At 71.1% G+C, this 17,019-nt stretch carries 8 protein-coding genes and 1 pseudogene; 5 read left to right on the top strand and 4 right to left on the bottom strand.

All coding sequences use genetic code 11. The annotated features are described in order from the left end of the window. Nucleotides 1-17 precede the first annotated feature (17 nt). Both ABZ386_RS02915 and ABZ386_RS02920 read left to right on the top strand, forming a co-directional pair. Nucleotides 18-995, top strand: a complete 978-nt coding sequence (locus tag ABZ386_RS02915; protein ID WP_358963340.1) for a DNA double-strand break repair nuclease NurA — start codon at nucleotides 18-20, stop codon at nucleotides 993-995. Between the two features lie 82 nt (nucleotides 996-1,077). Beyond that, nucleotides 1,078-2,436 (top strand): HIRAN domain-containing protein, encoded by a 1,359-nt coding sequence (locus tag ABZ386_RS02920; RefSeq protein ID WP_358963344.1) that lies wholly within the window; start codon nucleotides 1,078-1,080, stop codon nucleotides 2,434-2,436. Between the two features lie 51 nt (nucleotides 2,437-2,487). On the opposite strand, the gene ABZ386_RS02925 is transcribed toward ABZ386_RS02920, so the two are convergent. Together ABZ386_RS02925 and ABZ386_RS02930 are read right to left on the bottom strand one after the other, a co-directional pair. After that, on the bottom strand, nucleotides 2,488-2,919 hold the full coding sequence (locus tag ABZ386_RS02925; protein ID WP_358963347.1) for a hypothetical protein: 432 nt from the start codon (nucleotides 2,917-2,919) through the stop codon (nucleotides 2,488-2,490). Nucleotides 2,920-2,929: 10 nt separating this feature from the next. Beyond that, on the bottom strand, nucleotides 2,930-3,451 hold the full coding sequence (locus ABZ386_RS02930) for a hypothetical protein (RefSeq protein WP_358963349.1): 522 nt from the start codon (nucleotides 3,449-3,451) through the stop codon (nucleotides 2,930-2,932). Between the two features lie 341 nt (nucleotides 3,452-3,792). On the opposite strand from ABZ386_RS02930, the gene ABZ386_RS02935 reads away from it, so the two are divergent. From ABZ386_RS02935 to ABZ386_RS02945, 3 genes are all read left to right on the top strand, one after another. Next, nucleotides 3,793-4,071 carry a helix-turn-helix domain-containing protein gene (locus ABZ386_RS02935; RefSeq protein ID WP_358963352.1) on the top strand — a complete coding sequence of 93 codons (279 nt, stop codon included), beginning with the start codon at nucleotides 3,793-3,795 and terminating at the stop codon, nucleotides 4,069-4,071. A gap of 777 nt (nucleotides 4,072-4,848) precedes the next feature. Beyond that, nucleotides 4,849-5,094 carry a hypothetical protein gene (locus tag ABZ386_RS02940; RefSeq protein WP_358963354.1) on the top strand — a complete coding sequence of 82 codons (246 nt, stop codon included), beginning with the start codon at nucleotides 4,849-4,851 and terminating at the stop codon, nucleotides 5,092-5,094. After that, the gene (locus tag ABZ386_RS02945) at nucleotides 5,091-5,459 is read left to right on the top strand and encodes a tyrosine-type recombinase/integrase (protein ID WP_358963356.1); all 369 of its coding nucleotides are present in this window, start codon (nucleotides 5,091-5,093) and stop codon (nucleotides 5,457-5,459) included. The genes ABZ386_RS02940 and ABZ386_RS02945 overlap by 4 nt, the downstream gene beginning before the upstream one ends. A gap of 125 nt (nucleotides 5,460-5,584) precedes the next feature. On the opposite strand, the gene ABZ386_RS02950 is transcribed toward ABZ386_RS02945, so the two are convergent. Next, complete coding sequence (locus ABZ386_RS02950; RefSeq protein ID WP_358963358.1) at nucleotides 5,585-16,291, bottom strand: amino acid adenylation domain-containing protein; 10,707 nt, start codon at nucleotides 16,289-16,291, stop codon at nucleotides 5,585-5,587. Beyond that, a pseudogene (locus ABZ386_RS02955) lies at nucleotides 16,251-17,019 on the bottom strand (MFS transporter); the annotation flags it as partial. The pseudogene ABZ386_RS02955 and the gene ABZ386_RS02950, both read right to left, overlap by 41 nt.

Consider the following 17,019-nt stretch of genomic DNA (forward strand, 5'->3'; position numbering starts at 1 on the left):
TCGTTACCGCAGACAGAATGCGCTTCTCAGTCGACGCGTGGGATCCGACCTACGGAACCAGCGCCAACACCGACCTCGGCGATTCCACCGCGCGCGTTGAACCTGACGTAGAATTGCCCGCCGCGTCGTGGCATCCGATCGGTGCCAACTCCGGCGCCGCTACGCCGACCCCGGTACTCTTCGTCGACGGGATCCGTCGCATTGACGCCCGACTGTGGATCAACGAGCCTCCAACCGTGAACGACACGGCCGCGACGTCCGCCGTGCCCGGCATCTGCGCCTCCTACGCCGCTGGCGTCGTATGCTGCACCGGCAGTTCCGCCCGTCTCTCCACAACAGAGGTCCGCCGAGGGCTGTTCACCGCATCTGAGCACGCCGAGGACGTCCATACGCGAGCCGGAAACTACCGCTTGCAGCTCACTGCTTCCGAGGATGGCGACGCACTCACGCTGGCGTTGCAACGTCAGCTCGGCGAAGCCGAGGTAATGACCGCAATCGCAGCCCGCACAGCCAACGTGAACGCGGGCCTAGCCAAGGACGACGACCTGCTCGTCATCGACGGTCCCCTGCGCGGGCGCCAACATTTGCCACGGGCGATCGGGTTCATCAAATCGCACCGAGCCGAGTACCTGCCCGCGCTACTCCACGCCGTGATCGGCACGCTGGAGAGCGGACAGCGCACCCCAGTTTTCCGAATGGGCACCAGCTGGGACCGTCACGCCTGGTACCTGCGGCTCCCATGCGGACCAGGAGCGCCGTGGGCTGGCATCGTACGCGTCGAGTGCAGCGCGGACCTGTCGACCACAGCGGCCATCGGGCTCGCCAACAAGTCCCAGACGACGCTGTGCCGGTACGCCTCAACCGAATACAAAGACAAACGAGCCCCACAGAACCTCTACCCGATCGGCGGGCTGGAGCGACAGTTGCGCCGCCGGCTAGGAGATCCCGCACTCTTGTACCGGGCCCTTCGGGAAGCAGCAGCCCTCCGGCTCTGAAAATCATCATCCCAGGAGGCATGCGATGAGGTTCAGACGCAAGTGGGAGCGTTCACCGGCTCCGACGGAAACGTCTCAGCCGATGTCTGCCGCGGACGAGCTGCCTCACGTCTTCTCCTCCGGTGAGGCAGAGATTGAGGTCGTGGGCGAATTCTTTCGCGCGGAATCCATCCGCCAAGCGGTCGCCAACATGCCACCAGGCAGACCATTCGTCGCACAGCTCGTACCGGAGCCGCAAAATCCGCATGACCCGAATGCCGTCGCGGTTCATCTTCAAGGTCAGCATGTGGGATACCTGCCGCGGCAGAACGCAGCCATACTTGGGCCAAAGATAGTCGCCCTGAGCCGACGTCACGGTGGCGTGCCAGTGGCATGTTCGGCAGACGTGACCGAGTTGTTTCCGGTTCCGCAAATCCTTCTGCGACTCAACCTCTCCGATTTCGGAGTCACCGCAGACACTCTTCGCGGACCGTCATCGGAATTTGCGTCCACAGCCGATCGCCTCACCCGTGAGATCCTGGCGGGTCCCTCATCGGCACGACCCATCACTCGGGAAGACAGCAAGGGCCGCCAGCAGCTACAAAAGGCCGAAGCCGCCTCGGTGAAGGCATGGGCGGAGGCGGATCGCGACCCCCGCACCCTCGTGCATATCGAGGGCATGTTCCGCGCCGCTCTGAAGCGGATGTCTGCCTCAGGCGATCCCGAGATTGGGCGGGCATGGCTGGGTCTCGCCAGATCACTTCGCTACCAGAAAGGGCGTCGGGACGAGGTACTCACGGCATTCCTTACTGCGCTCAGCTTCCAGCGTGACAACGAGGAAGCGTGGCGCGAGTACCTCCGGTACCTCTGTCTGTCCCCGAGCACGGAGGCTCTGGCGAGCGCCTTTGCGGCCATGCCGCCGGCCGTACGCCTGTCGCTCGCGCCCAAACTGCTCGCGGTGAGCTGGCAACAGGACAGGCACGGTCGCCTGGCGGCACAGGAGGGGCCGCAACTGCGCAAGTCCCTTGTAGAGATCGCTCAGGCAGCAGGTGATCACGGCACCGAAGCTCTGCTCACAGGTCAACTTGGCCTGAGAGAAGAGAAACAGGGACATCTGGAGCAAGCCGTTATGTGGTGGCGTTTGGCTGTGACGGCCGGGTCCACGGACCCAAGGATCGCCGACCGCCTCAGCATCGCGCTACTCAAGGATGGCATGAACGACGAGGCTGAAAACGTGCTGCAAAAGGCGCTTGCGGATGTACCCAAGGGACCCGCAGCCGACAGGTTGGCCCGTCGACTCGCCCGCTGTCAAAAGCCCCTCAGGCCCAGCGCATCGGAGGCGCCGAGCGGTAGTAAAGAGGGTTACCGATGCAGTGCGTGTGGCGCTTACGGCCACAACAAACGCACCTGTCCGAGGGGCCGCAATAGGCAAGACCTCGATCGCGAATATCAGGAACTTTAGCAGTCCTCAGCAGCGTCCGGAAGAGCGCGTACTCTGCGGTGATCTCGGCCGTTAGGCGCCTCCGCTCGCCGCTAGAGGTGGAATGAATTCTGCGTGCCTGCGCTGGAGGTAGTCGCGACTGGTCTGGTCCGTTGAGACCAATTCGAGCGCGGAGCGAAATGCCTGTACTCGGCGTTCAGCTTGATCGAACAGTTGTCCCCAGGTCATGACCCAGATTCGGTAGCGAGGATTGTTGGTGGTGAGGCCAGGCCGGGCAGGGTCGCTGTATTGGTTGCGCACGACGTCGTCGATTTCGGTGCCCACGAGCCAGAACTCCCAGTCGTGCGGAGTGCCCAGCACCTCAGGATGGCCGGTGATGGCGGAGGCGTAGTTGTTGATCTGACCGAACTCGGTCATCGTGAGCCGCATCGGGCGCTTGGGCTCGACCACTAGGTGTCGCGTGCGTTCGCTTTCAGGCAGGTGGCGGGAGAAGACCATGTCCACACGCCCGCGTTTACCGGAGGGTAGTATCACCGGCTTCGAAGCGAACACCACGTCCTCGCGTTGGGTAATCAGCGTGCGCACGACGCGGGTCAACCCACTTTCCGACAGGGCCAAGCTCCACTCGTCGCCGAAAATCCGGGTGAAGCTGGTCGACCTCACGGAACACGGTCTTGGTGTCGTCGGCGTAGAGCAGCCCCCGCAACCCCTGTAGGAAGTCGGAGCGGTCCGCTATCGTCTGAGCGGCCCGGACGATCGAGGCGAGCTTGGTGCGCTCCAGCAGGTCCAATAGGACTTCTTGCTCGTCATCGGTTAGGTCGAGCACCGCGTTGAGAATGCGGTTGGTGCGAGAGGCCTCGGCGCGGGTGGCCTCTTGGAGCAGCCGCAACGACAGCTTCTTCTGCTTGACGTCGCGGCCGATGTACTGGCTCATGGTCTTCACGAGCGAAGTGCCTGACTCGACGGAGATCCCCGTCTGCCGCACCTCGCTGAACCAGGTGTGCAAACAGGATGCCAAGTCCGGAGCGTTGTTCATGCTGGCACGCTACCGGTGTCTGGGGCCATGAGCCTCTGATAATCCCGGCGTTGAGCGATCGGTTGAGTTGGGGGCGAGACTGTGCTGCAGCCACCTCTGGGGGCCGGCCGTAGACCCTGGTCGCAGTTCAGCGCCGAGGCAGCCGGCGCAATCCCGCAGCCTCGAACTCACTAGGTGGCAGCTGTCTACCTTGCGCTATCACGATGGGACAGCCTTACCAAATCAGTGATTCTCCGGAATCTGGGTCCTGCTTCCAGCAGCCATCGGTGTGGCTTCGCCGCCCGGTAAGCGGGAAGACGAAACGTCTGCTGCTTCGGCAGCGCCTACCCCGGAGACACGTGATGCGCAACCAATTCAAGCCTGCCGTCGAGGCCGCCTTCCTGAACGTGCTGAACGCCGCGAAGTACATGGGCATCTCGGTGAACACCCTCTACGTCTGGCGCCATCGCCGACAGGGGCCGCCCAGCTTACGGATGGGTCCCGGCGGGAGGGTGATGTACCGCAGGGACCTGCTCGATGCGTGGCTTAGCGAACAGCAGCAGGCGGACTCGCGGTCGAACCCGGCCCTCAACCCGCTGAACAAGGCCCCGCGGCAGCGTGAGCGTCGCCGGGCTGCCTGATCTGGGCCAACGAGTCTGACGAGTTCAGCAGCACTCGGAATTTCATGCACACGGAGATCGTCTGTGTGTCTGATCGCGACGCAGATCGCGCCGAGAGAAGCAAGGCGAGGCCGAGGGTAAGACAAGTATGGCGGGTTACATCGAAGACCGGTGGCTCAAGAAGCGGCCGAACAAGGAGACGGGCAAGCGCGAGCGCACCGCCCTATGGGGCAAGTGCACGCGCTACCGCGTCAAGGGGATACCGGGGGTCCGCGACCGGTCTTTCGACACTGTCGCGGACGCCAAGGCGTGGCTGGCCGAGGCACAGACCGACGCACGTCGAGGGGATTTCGTCGACGCGCGAGACGGTGCGATCAGCCTTCGCGAGTACGTCGAGAAGCACTGGTGGCCCGTCCCAGGTGCACCCCGCTCAGACGCTCGAAAGTATGAGGCACCGGATCTGGGGGCAGGTACTGCCGCTGCTTGGAGACCTGGCACTCAGGGACATCGGCGTCGCGGAGCTGCGCAAGTGGTCGCTGATGTGCATAGGGCGGTGGCGTCTAGCACGGCCCGTGTCGCCTGGGTGTACCTCAAGGCGATCATGCAGGCCGCGGTCGAGGACAAGCGGCTGTACCGCAACCCGTGCAAGGGCAACAGCTCGATCAAGCCGCCGAAGAAGCCGGAGCGCAAGGCTCGCGCCTGGGAGCAGGACCGCGTCGACGCCGTACGGCAGGCGCTGGCCGCCCGGTACAGGATCACAGTCGACCTCGGGGTCGGGTGCGGACTACGGCAGGTGAGGTGTTCGGGTTCAGACCAGACGATGTCCACTACGGCTTCGTGCACGTGGAGCGGCAGATCCTCATGTACAAGTCGCAGCTGTACTTCGGTCCACCCAAGGGCGGCAAGGAACGCGACGCGCCTCTGCCCCAGGTGCTCGCGGAGCGGATCCTCACGCACCAGGAGCATTTTGAACCGATCGAAGTGACCCTGCCGTGGCTGGATCCTGAGGAGCCCGACCTCGCCCGCGAGGACCGCGCAAGGTGACGGCCCGGCTGCTCGTCTACACGGGGCGGCGCGGCCCGATCAACCGCACGACTTGGAACACCAAGGCATGGAAGCCCGCGCTCGCCGACGTGGGAGTCATCCCGCCGCTGCCCGAGCGGCAGCCAGGCGAGAAGCCGTCGCGTGTCTGGGAGCCGAGTCGCGAGCACGGCTTCCACGTCTTGCGTCACACGTACGCCTCGGTGATGCTCGAAGCCGGTGAGTCGATCGTCTCGCTCGCGAAGTGGCTGGGGCACTCCGACCCGGCGTTCACGCTCCGGACGTACACCCACTTCATGCCGCAGGCCGGCGCGCGAGGACTGTCCGCCATCGAGGCCTGGTTCACGGACTCGGCCGAAAGTCCCTGAGAAGTCCCAGAGGGCTGAACCAGCCGCCGGATCCCCGCAAACATGCAGGTCAGAGCATGCTCGCTCCCTGAGCGGAACAGAACCCGGCGTACAACCCGACTCGTCTGCCGCCCCTCCCGCGGCGATCAAGAAGACCCCGTCACCTCCCTCAGCAGCCCCGTGAAGGACCGCCCCCACTCCTCCACCGTCTCCCTCGTGAACAGGTCCGTCGAGTACTCGAACGTGATCGTGATGGTGTCCGCCTCCGGGGCGATCACGACGTAGAGCTCGTTGCGGGCCACGCCCTGGGTGGGGAGGGAGTGGATCGTCGTGTGTACGTCCCGGAGGTGCAAGGACGGGGGGTCTGTGGTGATGACCGTGAACAGGACCGTCGGGAACAGGGACTCCGCCAGGTCGGGTGCGACCAGGGAGACCACGTCCGTCAGGGGGAGTTCCTGGTGGTCCAGGGCCTCGAAGAGGGTGGTGCTCAGTTGGGCTGCCAGGGCGGGGAAGGAGTCGGCTTCGGACAGGCGCGCTCGGAGGAGTACGGCGTCGCCCAGGATGCCGACGATGTCCGAGCGGTCGCGGTGGACGCGGTTCGCGCTGGATGCGGCCAGGACCATGTCGTTCGGGGCGCCGCACAGCCGGCCCAGCCAGGTCGCGAACGTGGCCGCCAGGATCGTGTAGGGCGTGGTGCCCAGGCGGGTCGCCGTGGCGGTGAGGTGGGACGGGGTGTCGTCGGTGATGGTCCACGTGTGCAGGGCGCCCCGGCCCGACAGGGTGCGGGGGCGGGGGTGGTCGTAGGGGAGCTGCGGGCGTAGGGGGATGCCTTCCAGTTCCGTGCGCCAAAAGTCTTCCAGGGTTTTTCTGCGGTCGTCCGGCAGGGCGTGTTCCGCGCGGGCGAAGTCCGTGAAGTGGTGTGTCACCGGGGGGAGTTGGGATGTGCTGCCCGTCCTGTGCGCGTTGTACAGGGTCTGCAGGTCGCGCCTGATGATGGCCAGGGACCAGCCGTCGCAGACCGCGTGGTGGAAGACCGTCATCAGGATCCAGTGGTCCGGTGCCACGCGGGCCAGGGCGAAGCGGAACAGGGGCGGTTGGTCCATTGCGAATGGGGCGGAGGACTGTTCGCGGCACCAGCGGTCCACCGTCTCCTCCGAGGCGTCGGCGGGCGTGCGGAGGTCGCTCAGTGGTAGGGGCACGGGGACTTCGGCCAGTATCTCGACCTCGTACCGTCCGTCCTGGCGCCGCACCGGCCTGCTGCGGAGCGCGTGATGGCGTGCCACCAGGTCCGTGAGTGCCTGGTGCAGGGCGCCGGGGTCCAGGTCGCCGCGCAGGTCCACGCGGTGGGCGATGTTGTAGACGCTCGGGTCGGCGAGCGCGTGGTGGCGGCGCCACAGGCGGCGGAGCGTGGAGGGCATCGGGGCTGTGTCCACCACCCGGGAGCCGTGTGCGATGCCCCGGATCGTCGGGTTCAGGAAGAAGTCGGCCATCGTGAGGTCGATGCCCGCCGCCTCCCGCATGCGGTTCAGCAGGCGGATCGCGCTCAGTGAGTGGCCGCCGAGTTCGAAGAACGGTGTCGTGACCGGGACCGGCCGTACGTCCAGTTCCTCGCACCACAGGTCGTGCAGCACCCTCTCCAGGTCCGTCGTCGGCTTCGAGCGCGACGGCTCCGCCGACTCGTCCCCTGGTTCCGGCAGCGCCGTGCGGTCCAGTTTGCCGGAGGCGTTCACCGGGAGGCGGTCGAGCGTCACCCAGCGGCGGGGCACCAGGTGGTCGGGGAGCGAGGCGGCCAGCGCGGTGCGCACCTGGGGACCGGAGGTTCCCGCGTTCAGGACCACGTACGCCACCAGCTCGGTGTCGCCGTGGCGGTCGCGGCGTGGGAGCACCGCCGCGTCCCGGACCGTCGGCAGTGCCGTCAACGCCGCCTGTACCTCGCCCGGTTCCACCCGGTAGCCGCGGATCTTGACCTGGTCGTCCGCCCGGCCCCGGTACTCCAGGGTGCCGTCCGTACGCCAGCGGCCCAGGTCGCCCGTGCGGTACCGCACCCCGCCCGCGCCGTCGTCGAGGAACGCGGCGGCTGTTTCGGCGGGGCGGTCGTGGTAGCCGTGTGCCACCGGCACGCCGCTGACGTGGATCTCACCGACCGCTCCGACCGGGACCGGCCGGCCCGTGTCGTCCAGGAGCCGGATCCGGGCTCCCGGCACCGGTGTGCCGATCGGGGGCCACTCCTCGCCCACCGGGTCGACGCGGTGCGTCGTGACGATGATCGAGGTCTCCGTGGGGCCGTACTGGTTGTGGAGGGCGCAGTGCGGGTGCGTGGTGAGGAAGCGGCGGAAGGCCGGGGTGAGGTGCAGGGCCTCGCCCGCCGAGAACAGTTCGCGCAGGGAGGGGAGTTGGGGGGCCGTCTCCATCAGGTACTTCAGCGGGGTGCAGGGCATGAAGAGCCGTTGCACCTCGTGGCGGCGTACCGTCTCGGCCATCGCCACCGGGTCGTGCCGTACGGCGTCGTCGACGAGGACGAGTGCCGCCCCCGGGGCGAGCGTCGTGAAGATCTCCTGGACGCTCACGTCGAACGCCGGTGACGTCCACTGGAGGGTGCGGAGCGCCGGGTGGTGGCTCAGGTGGTGCCGGATCAGGTTCCCGGGGCCCCGGTGGGGTACGACGACGCCCTTCGGGCGGCCGGTCGAGCCCGAGGTGTGGATGCAGTAGGCCGGGTCCTCCGGGCCGGCGGCCTTCGCGTCGTCCGGGAGCGGGGTCGACGGGAGTGTGTCGTCCGCCGACTCCACGAGCTGGACGGGGAGTTCGAGGTCCGGGCGGGCCGTGGCCTCGGAGGTGAGGAGGAGTACCGGTGCCGTGTCGGCGAGGAGCAAGGCCAGGCGTGGGGCGGGCAGGGACGGGTCCAGCGGGACGTACGCCGCTCCCGTCTTGAGGACCGCCAGCAGGGCTGTGATCAGTCGCGGGCCGCGGGGGAGCAGGACCGCCACGCGCTGTCCCCGTGCCGCGCCGCGGGTGCGGAGCAGGTGGGCCAGGCGGTTGGCCGCCGCGTCCAACTCCGCGTACGTGACGTTGACTTCGTCGCCGAGAAGTGCGATGGCGGCCGGTGTGCGGCGGGCCTGCTGTTCGAACAGGGCGTGCAGGGTGCCGGGGCCGTCCGCGTCCTCTCCGGTGTGTTCCTCCAGACGGGCCAGCGCGGTGCGGTCGGCCGTCGTGAGGGCGGTCAGAGCCGTCAGGGGCGCGTCGGGCGTGTCCAGGGCGCGGCGCAGCACCTGTTCGACGTAGTCCACGAAGCGGCGCACGGTCGCCTCGTCGAAGAGAGCCGTGTCGTACTCGACCATGAAGCGGACGCCGCCCGCGTGGCGGGTGAGGTAGACGCTGAGGTCGAACGGGGCGCGGTCGCTCGGGACGTCGAGCAGGGCGGAGGTGAGGTGGGGCGGGTCGAACTCCGCCCCACCTTCGTTCTCGTACTCCACCATCACCTGGAACAGCGGATTGCGGCCGGGGTCGCGACGCGGATTGAGCGCGCTGACCAGTTCGTCGAAGGGGACACCGCCGTGTTCGAACGCCGCGGTGCTGCTCTCGCGCACCCGGCCCAGCAGGGTCGCGAAGTCCGGGTCGCCGGTGAGGTCCAGGCGCAGCGGGACCGTGTCGAGGAAGAGACCGACGTGGTCCTCGGCGCCGGTGGGGCGGGACGCCACCGCCGTGCCGATCACCACGTCCCGCTGCCCGCTGAACCGGCCGAGGACCGCGCCGATCGCGCCGGTCAGCGCCATGAAGAGGGTGGCGCGGTGCCCGGCGGCCCACTTCTGCAGGCCGTCCGCCAGTTCGGCGTCCAGGGCGTGGGTGAGGCTCGCGCCCGCTCCCGACCTGACCGGCGGGCGGGGGCGGTCCGTGGGCAGGGTCAGTTCGGGGGCGTCGGCGAGGTGGTGCCGCCAGAAGTCCAGGGAGGCCGGGTCCGGCGGGCCGGCCGCCGACAGCTCGGGCAGCGGCCGCGGTTCGGGACCTCCACCCCGCCGGGCGCGGTAGTACGCGGCGAGGTCGCGGGCCAGCACGGCCGTGGAGGAGGAGTCGAAGACGATGTGGTGGGCCAGGAGGAAGAGCAGGTGGCGGTCCGGGGCCAGGCGGAGCAGGCGCGCGGCGACCAGGGGACCGGAGGCGAGATCCAGTCCGTGGTCGTCCGCGAGGACCGACCGCAGGGCCTCCTCCTCCGTCGCGCCCGTGTGGTCCTCCACCGGGCAGTCGAGCGGCATGCGGTCGCGTATCTCCTGGTAGGGGACGCCGTCCGTGTCGCCGAACACCGTGCGCAGCGCCGGGTGCCGGTCACCGACCCGGTCCAGCGCCCAGCGCAGGGCCGGGACGTCCAGCGGGCCGTCCAGGCGGATCGCCTTGGGCTCGTGGTACATGGCGGTGCCCGGGTGCAGTTGCTCCAGGAACCAGATGCGGCGCTGGGCGGGGGTGAGGGGCGCCCGGCGGGGTGCGGAGGGCGCCGGAGGCCTCGTCCGTGGAGTGCCCGGGGCGCTGCCCGCAGCCTCCGAAGACGCCGGTGCTGTCCTGCGGACCCGGTCCAGGACCGGGAGCGCCGCCAGCACCTTCTCCTTCGGTACGCCGAAGTCCACGAAGCAGGCGATCTCGTCCGCGCCGGCGGCCAGCAGACGCCGTACGGTCTCCGCGGCCGTGCGCTCGTCGCCGATCAGGGCGCGGGAGTCGCAGTAGCGCTCGTAGGCCCGCCCGAGGAGGAACTCCACGTCCTCCTGCGGCGTGTTCTCCAGGTCCACCTGGAAGCCCAGACTGTTCGTGACCTGGTCGAAGAGGGAGAGCGAGGACCGCAGGTACGACAGGAACGGCCGGTACGCCTCGGCCCGCGCCCGCTCCGCGTCCTCCTCCAGGTAGGTGTGCACGAGCACCACCACCCGCCCGGCCGCCGGGTCGAGACCGTGCTCGGCACGGCAGCGCCGGTACAGGGCGATGTTCTCGGCCAGTTGCTCCACCGTCTGCGTCATCAGGTTGGTGACCACGCCGAGGTCCTCGGCGGCCGCCCGGCGGTAGCTGTCCGGGTTGCCGACGACGGCCACGTACATCGGCGGGCTGTCCTGGACGGGACGGGGGTGCAGGCGGATCTCCACGGGGGTGCCGTCGCCCGCCGTGGTCTTCAGCGGCTCGCCCGACCAGAGCTGCCGTACGGTCTTCAGCTGCTCGTACATCACCTCGCGGTGGCGGCCGAAGTTCTGCGGGGCGAGCGCGAAGTCGGTGGCGTGCCAGCCGCTCGCGAAGCACAGGCCCGTCCGGCCGCCGGAGATGTTGTCGACCACCGACCACTCCTCGGCGACCCGGGCGGGATGGTGCAGCGGCAGGACGACGGACCCGGCGTGCAGCCGGACCCGGCTGGTCCGGGCGGCGAGGGCCGCGGCCAGCACCGAGGGGTTGGGGAACAGCGCCCCGAAGGAGTTGAAGTGCCGCTCGGGGAACCACAGGGCGTGGAAGCCGTGCCGGTCGGCGAAGTCCGCGGCGGCCATGATCAGGCCGTACTTGTCGTGGTCGCGGTCCTCGGGGTAGTCGCCGAAGAAGTAGAGGCTGAAGTCGCACGCTCCGGGCGGTGAGGCGGCAGGGGTGGGGGCGGGCTCGGGCTCCAGGGCGATGGGCGCGGGGGTGCGTGCCGGTGCCGGTGCCGGAGCCGGAGCAGGGGGCGCCGTGGTGGTGCCCGACGCCGTCGCGAGGACGTCCAGCTGGCGGGAGATCATCTCGCCCACCTGCCCGACGAGTTGCTCGGCCAGGCGCAGTTGCTGTCCGAACAGGGCGTGGACATCCGCATCCGTACCCTGGGACGCCGCCGGTTCTTGGACCGCCGGTTCCTGGACCACCGGTTCCTGAGCCCCCGGCACATCCCCCCGCAGCTCCCCGACCCGCTCCGCCAGCCTCCTGGGCGTGTCCGCCGTGTCGAACACCTCTCGGATCGGGACCCGGACGCCGTACCGCTGCTCCAGTTCTGTCGTCATGCTCATCAGGGACAGCGAGTCGGCGCCCAGTTCGAAGAACGAGCTGTCCGGTGTCACGTCGGCGACCGGGCGGCCGACCTTCTCCGCCGTCAACTCCCGGACCACATCGACCACTTCACCGGCCACATCCGGCTGCTGCTCGGAAGCCCCGGCCGGTACCCCGGCCACGAACGGCACCGTGCGCCGCCGCAGCGGATGCCCCGGGAGCTGGACCCGGCCCCCGTCCGTGACGAGCGCCGGCCAGTCCAGGTCGGCGCCCCTGCGGTACAGCGCGCCGAGCGCCGTCAGGAAGCCGTGCGCCTGCTCCTCGGCCCCGTCCCCGTCGCCCTGCCCGCTCAGCCAGCGGCTGTCGGGTACGCAGTGCCGGCCGAGGCCGGTGAGGGTGCGCCCGGCGCCGAGTTCCACGAAGTCGCGGCAGCCCTGCTCGACCACCGTGTCCATGGCGAGGTCGAAGCGGACCGGCTGCCGGGCCTGGCGGCAGAGGTACTCGACGTCGACCGTCCAGCCCGGCCGGCGCAGCTCACCGTCGGCCGTCGTCACCAGCGGGGTGTGGAGGGGGCGGTAGGTCACCTCGCGCGCCCGGGTGCGGAACTCGTCCAGCGCGCTGTCGACGTCCGCGGAGTGGAACGCCCGGTCGACCGGCAGCGCACGCCACCGCAGACCCTCGTGGTCGAGCAGCCGCGCCGCCTCCTTGAGGGCCGGGGGAGGACCGGAGAGCACCTGGGCCTGGGGGCCGTTGACCGCGGCGAGCTCCGTACCGGAGGCCGCGGCGACGCGCTCGGCGGTGGACCGGTCGGCCCGGACGGCGAGCATGCCCCCGGCCGGGCAGCGGAGCTGCATCAGACGCCCGCGCCAGGCGGTGAGCCGCAGTCCGTCCTCCAGCGTCAGGGCGCCCGCCGCGTACAGGGCGGCGTACTCGCCGACGCTGTGGCCGAACAGCAGCGCGGGCCGTATGCCGGCCGCCCGCCACGCGTCCGCCAGCGCCGCCTGATGGGCGAAGAGGGCCGCCTGCGCGGTCTCGGTGGGCCAGGTCCCGTCCGTCGCGGCGGGACCGGCGGGTCCGGCGGTGGCCGTCAGCGGGGCGAGCAGGCTGCCACCGAACTCCCCGGCGTACAGCGCCTCGCACCGGTCGAGCGTGGCCCGGGCGGCCGGGCTCACCGCGTACAGGCCGCTCGCCATGGTGCGGCGGGCGCTGCCCTGGCCCGTGCAGGCGAAGGCGACCGGGCCGGCCGGGGCCTGCGCGGCATGCGGGTGCTCCCCGTGCTGGTGCTCCTCCAGCGCGCGGGCGAGGTCGCCGGCCGTGCGGCCCGTCACGGCGAGGCGCGCCGGGCGGTGCGGCCGGCCGAGGGCCAGGGTGGCGGCCACGTCGGCGGCCGGGAGGTCCGGGCGGTCCAGGAACCGGTCGCGGAGCGCGACCGTCAGCTCGTCGAGGGTCTCGGTGTCGCGGGCCGACACGGGGACGAGGACGGGGAGTTCGGGCACCGGGCGGGGGCGTGCGGGCGGGGCCTCCTCCAGGACCAGGTGGGCGTTGGTGCCGCCGACGCCGAGCGCGCTGACACCGGCCCGGCGGGGCACGCCGTCCGGGACCGTCCACGGCCGTAGTTCCGTGGCGAGCGTCAATCGTCCGTCGTGGAGGGGGAGTTCGGGGTTGGGTCGGGTCAGGTGGGGGGTCGGTACCAGGGTGCGGTGGCGCAGCATCAGGACCGTCTTGATGAGCCCGGCCATGCCCGCGCAGCTGTCGAGGTGCCCGATGTTTGGCTTCACGGAGCCGACCGTGCAGGATCCGGTGCCGGTGCCGGTGCCGGTGCCGGTGCCGGTGCTGGTGCCGCCGTCCGCGTGGAGCGCCCGCGCCAGCGCGGTGAGTTCCACCGGATCGCCGAGCCGTGTTCCCGTTCCGTGCGCCTCCACGTAGGTGATCGTCTCCGGCGGTACGTCCGCCCTGCGCAGTGCCTGGCGTACGACGTCGGCCTGGCCCTCGATCCCGGGGGCGCTGAAGCCGACCTTGGCGGCGCCGTCGTTGTTGACCGCCGAGCCCAGGATCACCGCGTGCACGGTGTCGCCGTCGGCCAGCGCCCGGTCGAGGCGCTTGAGCAGTACGGCGGCCACGCCGTTGCCGCCGACGGTGCCGTCGGCCTCCGCGTCGAACGCGCGGCACCGCCCGGTGGGCGACAGGATCGACCCGGGGTGGCTGTGGTAGCCGGTCTCCTGCGGCAGGTGCACGGCGGCGGCGCCCGCCAGCGCCAGGTCCGCCTCACCGGTCAGCAGCGCCTGGACCGCGAGGTGCACCGCGACCAGGGACGTCGAACAGGCCGTCTGCACGCCGATGGCCGGCCCGGTGAGGCCGAGCCGGTAGGCGACCCGGGTGGCGAGGAAGTCGGGCTCCTGCCCGATGGCCGACTGCATGCCGGCGGCCGGGTCCGCCGGGTCGTACGGCGAGCCGGTCGCGGCCTGCTGGTGGTCGTAGAGGTTCATGCCCGACCCGGCGAACACCCCCACCCGGACGCCCGGCGCGGTCGCCGCGTGGCCGCCGTCCTCCAGGGCCTGGTGGCAGCACTCCAGGAACAGCCGGTGCGCGGGGTGGGTGAGCCCGGTCTCCTTGGGGCTCATCCCGAAGAAGTCCCCGTCGAACTCCTCGACACCGTCGAGGACTCCGGCGACGGGCACGAGGCCGGGCGCGCGGCGCTGCTCGGGGGTGAGGCCCGCGGCCTGGAGTTCCCGCTCGCCGAACACCCGGACGCTGTCGACGCCGTCCCGCAGGTTCGCCCAGAACCCGTCCGCCGAGTCGGCGCCGGGGAAGCGCAGGGACAGTCCGATGACGGCCACGCGGCGGTCGGGGGAGCCGTCGCCGGTCCGTGTGCCCGGTGCGGCTGCCGCCGCTGCGTCGCCCGCGAGGTGGGCGGCGAGCGCGGCGGCCGTCGGGTGCTCGAAGAAGGCCGTCTGGGCGATCGGGATCCCCAGGCGCTCGGACAGCCGGTTCCGCAACCGCACCACCAGCACGGACGTCAGGCCGAGTTCGTAGAACGGCACGTCCACGTCGACCGGGTGGCCCAGCACGGCGCCCAGTTCCTCCCGCACGGCACGCGCCACCGCGTCGGCGTCCCGGGCCGGCCCGGCGCCCGGTGCCTCCCGGAGGGCTGCACGTGTCACCGTCTCCGCGTCCCGGCTCAGCCGCTGGGGAAGCTCGGCGCGCCGCACCTTGCCCGCCGGCGTCCGGGGGAACTCGTCCTCCGGGACGGGCAGGACGTGCGCGGCGGTGAGCCGGAGCCGGGTGAACAGCGCGGCCCTGACCTCAGCGGCGATCCGCCGGTCCTCGGCGGCACCGCGGCTGACGAAGAACACGGCGAGTTCCTCCGTGCCCTGCTCCGCCGACGGGATCCCGCACGCGGCGACCTCGCCCTGCCGGACGCCGTCGACGGCGGTGGCGGCCTCCTCCACCTCGTGGCAGTAGACGTTGTGGCCGTTGAGGATGATGACGTCCTTGCGGCGGCCCGTGATGACCACCTGGCCCTCGGCGAGGAAGGCGAGGTCGCCCGTGTCCAGCCAGTCGCGTCCGGCGGGGTAGGCCGCGGCGTCCGCCTCCGGGTTGTTCACGTAGCCGGGGGTGAGCCGCGCCGGCGAGTGCACCTGGAGCCGGCCGATCCGGCCCGGCGGGGCGAGGTCCCCGCGGTCGTCGACGATGCGCAGGGTGACGCCGTGCGCGGGCGAGCCGGAGGCGACGAAGGTGACGCAGTCGGCGTCCGGGGCGTCCTCGGCGGCCCGGACCAGGTCGCCGTCCAGGCTGCTCCTGAGCAGGCGGTGCACGGTGCCCGGCCGGTCGAGCCGGCCGTAGGTGACGGCCGTGACCGTCTCGGCCATGCCCCACACGGGGGCGATGTGCTCCTCGCGCACGCCGTACGGGGCCGTCGCGTCGAGGAAGCGGCGCAGTACCGGCAGCACCACCCGCTCGCCCCCGCACAGCAGGGACTTGAGGCCGCTCAGGTCCCAGTGGCGGCCCGGCCGCTCGGCGAGCGCGTCGGCGACCAGCCGGTAGGCGAAGGTGGGGGCCCAGCTGTGCCGCGCCCGGTGTTCGTGGAGGAGGTCGAGCCAGCGCAGCGGGTCGGCGAGCACCCGGTCGGTGGGCGTGTGCACGTTGGTGCTGCCGGTGAAGACCGCGAGCAGGTGGTACAGCAGGAAGGCGCCGCTGTGGTCGACGGGCAGCCAGTTCACCAGGGTGTCGTCCGGGCGGACGTCGAGGACGCGGCGGCTGCTCGCCGCGAAGTCCGCGAGCCCGGCGTGCGTCAGCCGGGCGGCCTTCGGGACGCCGGTGCTGCCGGAGGACAGCATCAGCAGGGCCGTGTCGGAGGGGTCGGGCTCGACGTGGTCGTCCGCGGGCGGCGCGTCCAGGCAGTCCCGGGCGAGGGCGACGCGCGGGGCGGGGGCGGCCGTGGTGTCGGCGAGGGCCGCCGCGCCGGGGGCGTCGGTCAGGACCAGCGGCCCGCCGAGTAACGCGCAGGCCTGCCGCAGGCGTTCGGAGGCGGGGGAGCCCGGCGCGGGGTGCTCGGCGATGGCCACCGGGAGGGCGCCGCCGAGCACGCAGGCCCAGAAGGCGGGGAAGAACTCGTCCAGGGGCAGCCCGCACAGCACGACCGGGTCGCCGCGTCGCACCCCGTGGGCGCGCAGGCCGGTGAGCACGCGGCGGGCCGCGTCGAGCAGTTCGGGGTACGACCGCGAGCCGGTCGTGCCGTCGGCGGCGACGGTGACGACGGCCCCGCCGGGAGCGGACCGGGCGGCGCCCAGCAGCGCCCGCACGGCGTCGGCCGGATCGTCCTGCGTGCGCTCGGGCTCAGGACCCGTGCAGATGGCTTGCCCCCGTAGACGTTCCATGCGTGTCTTCTCCCGTTTCCTTGCTGGTGGACGAACGAATCTCGGCTTTGCGTGCGTGCTGCCTTCGTACGGTGAGCAGCAGCAGGACCACTGCCCCGCACGCCGCCGTCCCGTGGAAGGCCCCCACGACGGCCAGTGCGGGCAGGGCTTCGAGCGCGGCCGCCGCGGCCACCGTGCCCAGGGCGAACCCGGACTGCTCGGCGGTCGCGGACAGCCCGAAGAGCCGGCCACGCTGCCGGTCGGGGGCCGCCTGGAGCCGCGAGGTGTAGACGATCTCGGTCCAGCCGTCCGCGAACCCCGCCGCCACGGCTGCCGCCGTCAGGGCCGGGGCGGGCAGCCCGGTGAACGCCGCCACGAAGCAGAACGACATCGCGCAGGTGCCCGCGGCGAAGGCGCGCTCGCCCCACGACGTCCCGCGCGACCGGCGCTTGAGGACCTGGTGGGCGAGCAGCGTGCCCACGGCCCACGCCGACCAGAACCGGGTCATGAACACCGCCGGTTCGGACGGCTCGGCCGCGTGTGCCGCCAGCGGCAGCGCCACGTTGTGCGACGCGGACGCCAGGGCGTCCAGGCCCCGCAGTGCGATCAGCCCGAGCAGCGACCCGGCGAGGCCCGCCACCCGACGCCGCAGCCGCCCGCCGCGGACCGCTACGGACTCGCTCCGCTCCCCGGCCGACGGGACGCCCTCGCCGGTCGGCGGGTCGCCCTTCCCGGTCGGCGGGTCGCCT

This window comes from Streptomyces sp. NPDC006140, from assembly GCF_040628815.1.
Classification (GTDB): Bacteria; Actinomycetota; Actinomycetes; order Streptomycetales; family Streptomycetaceae; genus Streptomyces.